Source organism: Arthrobacter bambusae (assembly GCF_022606295.1).
Taxonomy (GTDB): Bacteria; Actinomycetota; Actinomycetes; order Actinomycetales; family Micrococcaceae; genus Arthrobacter; species Arthrobacter bambusae_A.
On sequence record NZ_JAHHZS010000001.1, the window covers coordinates 269,918 to 278,221 of the forward strand.

At 64.7% G+C, this 8,304-nt stretch carries 7 protein-coding genes; 5 read left to right on the plus strand and 2 right to left on the minus strand.

Features of this window, described 5'->3' with window-relative positions; all coding sequences use genetic code 11:
- Positions 1-81: 81 nt before the first annotated feature.
- Positions 82-1,446, plus strand: a complete 1,365-nt coding sequence (gene glmM / locus KNN17_RS01295; protein WP_241707140.1) for a phosphoglucosamine mutase — start codon at positions 82-84, stop codon at positions 1,444-1,446.
- Between the two features lie 88 nt (positions 1,447-1,534).
- Here glmM and KNN17_RS01300 read toward each other — a convergent pair whose 3' ends face one another.
- Both KNN17_RS01300 and coaA read right to left on the minus strand, forming a co-directional pair.
- Positions 1,535-2,386: a M15 family metallopeptidase gene (locus KNN17_RS01300; protein WP_241707141.1), complete on the minus strand. Its 852-nt coding sequence runs from the start codon at positions 2,384-2,386 to the stop codon at positions 1,535-1,537.
- 5 nt (positions 2,387-2,391) lie between these two features.
- Complete coding sequence (gene coaA, locus KNN17_RS01305; RefSeq protein WP_241707142.1) at positions 2,392-3,402, minus strand: type I pantothenate kinase; 1,011 nt, start codon at positions 3,400-3,402, stop codon at positions 2,392-2,394.
- 133 nt (positions 3,403-3,535) lie between these two features.
- Here coaA and glmS point away from each other — a divergent pair, with 133 nt between their 5' ends.
- The 4 genes from glmS to KNN17_RS01325 form a co-directional block, all read left to right on the plus strand.
- Positions 3,536-5,428 carry a glutamine--fructose-6-phosphate transaminase (isomerizing) gene (gene glmS / locus KNN17_RS01310; RefSeq protein WP_078108117.1) on the plus strand — a complete coding sequence of 631 codons (1,893 nt, stop codon included), beginning with the start codon at positions 3,536-3,538 and terminating at the stop codon, positions 5,426-5,428.
- A 4-nt stretch (positions 5,429-5,432) separates the two neighbouring features.
- Complete coding sequence (locus tag KNN17_RS01315) at positions 5,433-5,780, plus strand: holo-ACP synthase (RefSeq protein WP_241707143.1); 348 nt, start codon at positions 5,433-5,435, stop codon at positions 5,778-5,780.
- 14 nt (positions 5,781-5,794) lie between these two features.
- Positions 5,795-7,339 (plus strand): NAD(P)H-hydrate epimerase, encoded by a 1,545-nt coding sequence (locus KNN17_RS01320; RefSeq protein WP_241707144.1) that lies wholly within the window; start codon positions 5,795-5,797, stop codon positions 7,337-7,339.
- Between the two features lie 74 nt (positions 7,340-7,413).
- Positions 7,414-8,304: alpha-amylase family glycosyl hydrolase (locus tag KNN17_RS01325; protein ID WP_241707145.1), on the plus strand; the 891-nt coding region annotated here is incomplete at its 3' end.

The window sequence follows — 8,304 nt, forward strand, 5'->3', positions numbered from 1 at the left end:
GATTGCGCAGTCTAAGGGGTATGAGCGTCCTCCGTCACTGCTTCCCTCGGCCCCTACAGCCGTCGTCTAGACTGGGACGCGATGGCTAGATTATTTGGAACAGATGGCGTGCGTGGTCTCGCCAATGGATTGCTCACCGCGGAGCTTGCTCTTCAGTTGGCCCAAGCAGCAGCAGTGGTCCTTGGCCACGAGCGTGCGGCCAACGGAACGCGGCCCCGTGCCGTGGTCGCCCGGGATCCGCGCGCCAGCGGGGAGTTTATCGCCGCAGCCGTGGAAGCCGGGCTTTCGAGTTCCGGCATCGACGTGTACGACGCCGGTGTACTGCCCACGCCCGCGGCGGCCTACCTCATCGCCGACCTCGACGCCGATTTCGGGGTCATGATCTCGGCCTCGCACAACCCGGCACCGGACAACGGCATCAAGTTCTTCGCCCGCGGCGGCCAGAAGCTCCCGGACGAAGTAGAGGACGCGATCGAGGCCCAGCTCGGCAAGGAACCCGCGCGTCCAGTGGCCGGCGACGTCGGCCGCATCCAGCGTTTCTCAGACGCCGAGGACCGTTACATCGTCCACCTGCTCGGCACCCTGCCGCACCGCCTCGAGGGTCTGAAGGTTGTGCTGGACTGCGCCCACGGGGCGGCAAGCGGCTGTTCCCCGCAGGTCTTCGCCAGCGCCGGCGCCGAAGTTGTGGTGATCGGCGCGGAACCCGACGGCCTGAACATCAACGACGGCGTCGGGTCCACCCACCTTGGCCAGCTCAAGGAAGCGGTGGTCAAGCACGGTGCCGATTTCGGCATTGCCCACGATGGCGACGCCGACCGCTGCCTCGCCGTGGACCACGAAGGCAACGAGGTTGACGGTGACCAGATCATGGCGATCCTGGCCCTCGCACTCAAGAAGTCCGGAAAACTGAAGGACGACGTCCTGGTAGCCACCGTGATGAGCAACCTCGGACTCAAGATCGCTCTGCGGGATGCTGGAATCACCCTCCGCGAGACCGCGGTGGGGGACCGGTACGTCCTGGAAGCAATGCGCGACGGCGGCTTCAGCCTTGGTGGAGAACAGTCCGGCCACGTGATCTTCTCGGATTACGCCACCACGGGAGACGGCGTCCTGACCGGTCTGCAGATTGCCGCCCAAGTGGCCGGTACCGGCCGAACCCTCAAAGACCTTGCCGGGGCCATGACCAAGCTGCCGCAGCTCATGATCAACGTAAAGGGCGTGGACAAATCGCGCGCCGCCACCGACGAAGGCGTTGCCGCCGCGGTGGCTGCCGCCGAACTCGAACTTGGTGATACTGGCCGGGTGCTCCTGCGGCCCTCCGGCACCGAAGCGCTCGTGCGCGTGATGGTGGAGGCAGCGGACATGGAAACCGCCACCCGCATATGCACCGAACTCGCCGGCGTCGTCGAAGACCGCCTCGCCATTCCGCACGAACTGGCGCTCTAGCCCCAACATCGCAAGAGCAGACAGCTGTGGCCCGTCTCCGTGGGGAGATGGGCCACAGTTGTTCACGTGCCTGATGCTCAATCAACCGCTAGAGATAGCCCGGCGCCGCTTCAAGCCCGAAGTACTCCTCGAGGGTGCCGATGCCCCGCTTGCTCATATCCGTAGCAGCCTCGACCCCGATAAAGCGCAAATGCCACGGCTCGTAGTAGTAGCCGGTGACGTCATTGAGCATCCAGGGGTACCTGACGACAAATCCGAACTTGTACGCGTTGGCCTTGGCCCACACCGCGGCAGGTTGATCGGCGAAGCAGGGCTCGAAGCTGCACGCCCCGCCGCCGTCGCCGATATCGAACGCCCAGCCAGTCTGGTGCTCCGAGAACCCGGGACGTGCCGAGGCCGTGTCCGCCGAGGCCTGTCCGCGGGTGCTTGCATAGCCGTTGTACGTGGCGGTCTGGGTCTGAAAGGAACGGTAGCCGGACGCCAAAGTCAGGGTCACGCCGGCCGAGGTGGCTGCCGCGAAGAGTTTCTCGGCCGCTGTCGCGGTGGTGCTGTTGAGCAGGGACGCCTCTCCGCTGACCGCGAGTTGCACGCGGGGCCGCACCAAGTCGGCAGGGACAAACTGCAAGGGAGAAAGCGGCCGGTGCTTGTTGACGATGACCCATTGGCTCGCGGGGTCGCTGTGGGAAAACTGTTGGGACAGGGCCGCGGACGGAGCCTTCGACGGCGGTGCGCCCGACGGCGGCTGATCGCTGGGCGCTGCGGAGGGGGCCGCCGTCGTGGTCGCCGCGGCCGGCGTCGGCGCTGGACCTGAGGGGGACGGAGTCGACGTGGGAGTGGCGACCCGGTTATCCGGGGTGCAGGCCGCCAAGGCGGCCATACCCACCCCTGCGGCGAGGAGCGTCGCGAAGGACCTTCGGCTGGGGCCGCAGTTGTAGCACATCCGTGCTAGACCTTTCGGAGCAGCATGCGGCGGATCGAATGGTCGGCATCCTTGGTGAGGACAAGTTGAGCCCTGCCGCGGGTAGGGAGCACGTTTTCCTCAAGGTTGGGTTCGTTGATGCGCTTCCAAATGCCGCGCGCCGTCGCTTCCGCCTCGGCGTCCGAGAGCGTCGCGTAACGGTGGAAGTAGGATTCGGGCTGGGCGAACGCGGTGTTTCGAAGCTTGCGGAAACGGTCCACGTACCAGTCTTCGATGTACGACGTCTTGGCGTCAACATAAATGGAGAAATCGAAGAAGTCGCTCAGCGCCAAGCCCTGCCGGCCGTCCTGCCGGGGACGGGCGGGCGCCAATACATTGAGGCCCTCGACGATGAGCACGTCGGGACGCCGGACCACCACTTCCTTGTCCGGGACGATGTCGTAGGTGACGTGCGAATACCAAGGAGCGCGGACCTCTTCGGCGCCCCCCTTGATGGCACTCACGAAACGAAGCAACGCCCGGCGGTCGTAGGATTCCGGGAAGCCCTTGCGCTCAAGCAAATGCCTGCGCTTCAACTCGGCGAGGGGATACAAGAACCCGTCGGTCGTGATGAGTTCGACGTTCGGAGTGCCGGGCCAACGGCGGAGCATTTCGCGCAGCACGCGGGCAATGGTGGACTTGCCGACCGCCACGGAACCCGCGACGCCGATCACGAAGGGCGTGCGCTGGGTCTGCTCGCCAAGGAAGGTGGTCGTGGCGGCATGAAGCTGCTGTGATGCCTGGACGTAGAGGTGCAACAAGCGGGAGAGCGGAAGGTAGACCTCGCGGATTTCCTTCATGTCCAGGGGATCGCCGAGGCCGCGAAGCCGGATGATGTCCTCTTCGTTAAGCGGCTGCTCCATTTGCGCACCGAGCCGGGACCACGTCTGCCTGTCCAGCTCCACGAACGGAGAGGAGCTGTCGCCGTTCGCTTCATTGCGTTGCAAAGTCACTTTAGAGATTCTGCCCCTCCGCTGGCTGATCCGGAAATACAGCATGAACGGCGGGCAGATTTTGTGTGAGCATGCTCTCCGCAAAAGGTACGTGATCCGGCATATTCCGCGGCGTGGCCTGCCCCCGGGCCTGGATATCCTACGTCCATTTCGCGGGGCAACCGCTAGTCTTGTAGGCATGTGTGGAATCGTAGGTTACGTTGGCAATTCATCCCGCCGGGCAGATGCCGGGCACTCGGCTCTCGACGTCGTGCTTGAAGGACTCCGGCGGCTTGAATACCGGGGCTATGATTCAGCCGGAGTTGCAGTGGTGGCTGATGGAACCATCTCAGCCCGGAAGAAGTCCGGAAAACTGAGCAATCTGTTGAACGAGCTCGACGGAAATCCGCTCCCTGACTCGCTGACCGGCATCGGCCACACACGGTGGGCCACCCACGGCGGACCCACCGACCAGAACGCCCACCCGCATCTGGCCGATGGCGGACGCTTGGCCATGATCCACAACGGAATCATTGAAAACTTCGCCGAACTCAAGCAGGAACTCATCGCCAAGGGCATCACCTTCGAGTCTGAGACGGACACCGAAGTTGCCGCAGCACTTCTGGGCGACATTTTCCGTAACCAGCTCAACGGGGACTCGTCCAACGGCCGGCTCACCAAAGCGATGCAGCTTGCCTGCCAGCGGCTCGAAGGCGCGTTCACGCTCCTCGCCGTGCACGCCGAGCGGCCGGACGTCGTCGTGGCCGCCCGCCGCAACTCGCCCCTCGTCGTGGGGCTGGGAGAAGGCGAGAACTTCCTTGGCTCGGACGTTTCCGGTTTCATCGATCACACGCGCCGCGCCGTCGAGCTTGGCCAGGACCAGATCGTCACCATCACGGCCGACACCGTTGAGATCACGGACTTCTTCGGCGCCCCCGCCCAGGGCAAGGAATACCACGTTGACTGGGACCCGGCTTCCGCCGAAAAGGGTGGCTTCAGCTCCTTCATGGAGAAGGAAATCCACGACCAGCCCGACGCCGTTACCCAGACGCTCCTCGGCCGCTCGGACATCAACGGCCAGCTGACCCTGAGTGAGCTCCGGATCGACCCCGAACTGCTGAAGCAGGTCAACAAGATCATCGTCCTGGCTTGTGGCACGGCTGCCTACGCCGGGATGGTCGCCAAGTACGCCATCGAGAACTGGTGCCGTATCCCCACCGAGGTGGAACTCGCGCATGAATTCCGCTACCGCGACCCGATCGTTGACGCCAACACCCTGGTGGTGTCCATCAGCCAGTCCGGCGAAACCATGGACACGCTGATGGCTGTCCGTTACGCCCGTGAACAGGGCGCCAAGACCATCTCCATCTGCAACACCAACGGATCCACCATCCCGCGCGAATCCGACGCCGTTCTGTACACGCACGCCGGACCGGAGATCGCCGTCGCCTCCACCAAGGCGTTCCTGGCCCAGATCACGGCCGCGTACTTGCTCGGTCTCTACCTCGCCCAGCTGCGCGGAAACATCTTCTCCGGCCAGATCAAGGACGTCTTGGCGGACCTGGGCAAGATTCCCGCCCACATCCAGAAGATCCTCGACAACGCCGGTCCGCTCCGCGAACTCGCCCGCAGCATGAAGGACGAGAAGTCGGTGCTCTTCCTCGGCCGCCACGTGGGCTTCCCGGTGGCGCTTGAGGGCGCGTTGAAGCTCAAGGAAATCGCCTACATCCACGCCGAGGGCTTCGCCGCCGGCGAGCTCAAGCACGGTCCGATTGCCCTGATCGACGAAGGGCAGCCCGTCTTTGTTGTGGTCCCGTCGCCGCGCGGCCGCGATTCCCTGCACGCGAAGGTTGTCAGCAACATCCAGGAGATCCGCGCACGCGGTGCGCGCACCCTGGTGATCGCCGAGGAAGGCGACGAAGCCGTGCGTGCATACGCCGAGCACGTTTTCTACGTCCCGCAGACGCCAACGCTCTTGATGCCACTCCTCACGACTGTTCCGCTGCAGATTTTTGCGGCAGAGCTGGCCAAGGCCAAGGGGTACGACGTGGACCAGCCGCGCAACCTCGCCAAGAGTGTGACCGTAGAATAGCCGCATGATTGTTGGCATAGGCGTAGACGTCGTAGACATTGAGCGCTTCGGGCGCCAACTTGAGCGGACCCCGGGCCTCCGTGACCGTTTGTTCGTACCCGCGGAACGCGAACTGAACACGCGGTCCTTGGCCGCGCGTTTCGCGGCCAAGGAAGCGGTGGCAAAGGTCTTGGGAGCTCCCGCGGGCATGAACTGGCAGGACTGCTGGATCGGGCTGGACCAGAACGGCCCCACCATCAAAGTGAAGGGCACCGTGCTGGCAGTCTCCGAGTCCATGGGCGTGAAGCGCTGGCACGTGTCCATGAGCCACGATGGCGGGATCGCCACTGCCATGGTCATCGCCGAATCCTAGCAGCGCAAACAACCATGATCAGCGCCTTCACCGGAACTCAGATCAGGGCAGCGGAACAACCGCTTCTTGATGCCGGCGAGGGCGCTGTTCTCATGCAGCGCGCGGCCTACGGACTGGCTAACGCCGTCGTGCGTGAACTCCGCGCGGAAGATCGCCGCCTGTATGGATCGAGCATCACCGTGCTGGCGGGCAAGGGCAACAACGGAGGGGACGGACTCTACGCTGCGGCAATGCTCGCGGGACGCGGCATGCGCACGACGGCGGTGCTCACCGCAGGTTCCGCCCATCCTGACGCCCTCGCGGCCTTCCGCGCAGCCGGCGGACGCGTCCATGTCCTGGACGAAGACAATGCCGAAGAACTGGCCGTGCTGGTTGCCGGTGACGATGTGGTCATTGATGCCATCCTGGGTACTGGAGCCAGGGGTGGCCTCCGTGGTTCGGCCGCGGAATTGATTGCGGCCATGGAGGAGCTCAAGCCCGGTCTGGTGGTGGCCTGCGATGTTCCCAGCGGAGTGGACGCTGACACAGGCGAGGTCCATTGGCCGGTATTGACGGCGCGGCTGACCGTGGCGTTCGGGGGAGTCAAAGCCGGTCTGATGGCTGATCCGGGGGAGGGCTGTGCCGGCCGCGTGATCCTCGTGCCCATCGGCATCGAGGAAGGTCTTCCCGTACCCGCCCTGCGTCGTTTCTCTGCCGCTGACCTGGCCGGCGTACTGCCGGACCCGGGACGCCGGGCCCAGAAGTACACCCGGGGAGTCCTGGGCATCGTGGCCGGTTCCGAGCGCTACACCGGGGCTGCGGCTCTCTGTGTCGAGGCCGCCTCCGCGGCCGGCGCGGGAATGGTGCGCTACCTCGGTCCGGAAGTCGTGGCGCGGCAGGTCCTGGCACGAACCCCCGAAGCCATCTGGGAGCCGGCCGGGCCAGGCAGGGTCCAGGCGTGGCTCCTCGGCCCTGGCCTGGACGGAGTCGAACAATTCCAGCGGGCCCGCGACGTACTGGCTGCGGCCGCAAGCGTCGGCCAGCCCGCCGTCGTCGACGCCGGAGCCCTCGAGCTCCTGCCGGAACGCTGCCCGCCGAACTGGATTCTCACCCCGCACGCCGGGGAACTCGCTGCCCTTCTCGGCCGGGGCGAAGTGCGCGTCACGCGGGAGGACGTCGAGTCGCGGACCGTGCACTTCGCCCGGCTCGCGGCCGGACACACCGGTGCGGTCGTCCTGCTCAAAGGCGCCACAACGGTGATTGCTTCCCCTTCCGGAGCGGTCTTCAGCCAGTCAGATGGATGCCCGTGGATGTCAACGGCAGGCAGCGGCGACGTCCTTGGCGGCATCGTCGGCGCGCTCGCGGCGGCATACACGGAATCCGCACTGGACGACGACGGACCTTTCGCCGCCTTGGGGATCGCCCCCGACGCGCGCTGGGCCGCGGTAGCCGCTGTCGGCGCGAGCATCCACGGAATGGCGGGCAGTACGGCCTCGGCAGGCGGGCCATTGACGGCTTCCGATATCGCCCGGGCGGTCCCCGGCGTCTTCCGATTTCTCAAGGAACATCGCGCCGGATGACCACGGAAGTTCCGTGAATGTCACATAGTCTGGCTAGGCTGGCAGAAGGTTATCCGGCATATGAAGGAGAACACATGGACGTTTGGCCAGGATCCGCATACCCGTTGGGTGCCACTTTCGATGGCACGGGAACGAACTTCGCGTTGTTCAGCGAGAAGGCGGAGAAGGTGGAGTTGTGTCTCTTCGATGACGACGGGGAAGAGGTTTCCTACACCGTCAGCGAGGTGGACGGCTATGTTTGGCATTGCTACCTTCCGCATGTCCAGCCCGGACAGAAGTATGGCTACCGGGTGCACGGTCCGTATGATCCTGCCGCCGGGCAGCGGTTCAATCCCAACAAGCTCCTCCTGGACCCTTACGCCAAGGCCATCCACCGGCAGATCGACTGGGATCCGGCGCTTTTCTCGTACAACATGGGTGATCCTGACTCCCGTAACGACAAGGACTCCGCGCCCCACATGATGTTGGGTGTGGTCATCAATCCGTTCTTCGATTGGGACGGTGACCACCTTCCGCGGATCCCGTACCACCGGTCCGTGATTTACGAGGCGCACGTCAAGGGCCTGACCCAGCTGCACCCGGAGGTTCCGGAGGAACAGCGCGGCACCTATGCCGGCGTCGCCCACCCGGCCGTGATTTCCCATCTGCAGAAGCTCGGGGTCACGGCGATCGAGCTGATGCCGGTGCACCAGTTCACGAACGACGGCATCCTGCAGGACAAGGGGTTGAACAATTACTGGGGTTACAACACCATCGGGTTCTTCGCCCCGCACAACAGTTACAGTTCCAAGGGCGATACCGGCCAGCAGGTCCAGGACTTCAAGGCCATGGTGCGTTCCCTTCACCGGGCCGGCATCGAGGTCATTCTTGACGTGGTGTACAACCACACGGCCGAGGGCAACCATTTGGGCCCCACGCTGTCCTTCAAGGGCATCGACAACTCCGCGTACTACCGTCTGATGGAC

What these genes read in the sequence shown, in the direction of transcription:
- KNN17_RS01320 (WP_241707144.1), top strand. Translation starts at nt 5,795, where the DNA reads ATGATCAGCGCCTTCACCGGAACTCAGATCAGGGCAGCGGAACAACCG.
- glmM (WP_241707140.1), top strand. Translation starts at nt 82, where the DNA reads ATGGCTAGATTATTTGGAACAGATGGCGTGCGTGGTCTCGCCAATGGA.
- KNN17_RS01315 (WP_241707143.1), top strand. Translation starts at nt 5,433, where the DNA reads ATGATTGTTGGCATAGGCGTAGACGTCGTAGACATTGAGCGCTTCGGG.
- coaA (WP_241707142.1), bottom strand. Translation starts at nt 3,402, where the DNA reads ATGCTGTATTTCCGGATCAGCCAGCGGAGGGGCAGAATCTCTAAAGTG.
- KNN17_RS01300 (WP_241707141.1), bottom strand. Translation starts at nt 2,386, where the DNA reads ATGTGCTACAACTGCGGCCCCAGCCGAAGGTCCTTCGCGACGCTCCTC.
- glmS (WP_078108117.1), top strand. Translation starts at nt 3,536, where the DNA reads ATGTGTGGAATCGTAGGTTACGTTGGCAATTCATCCCGCCGGGCAGAT.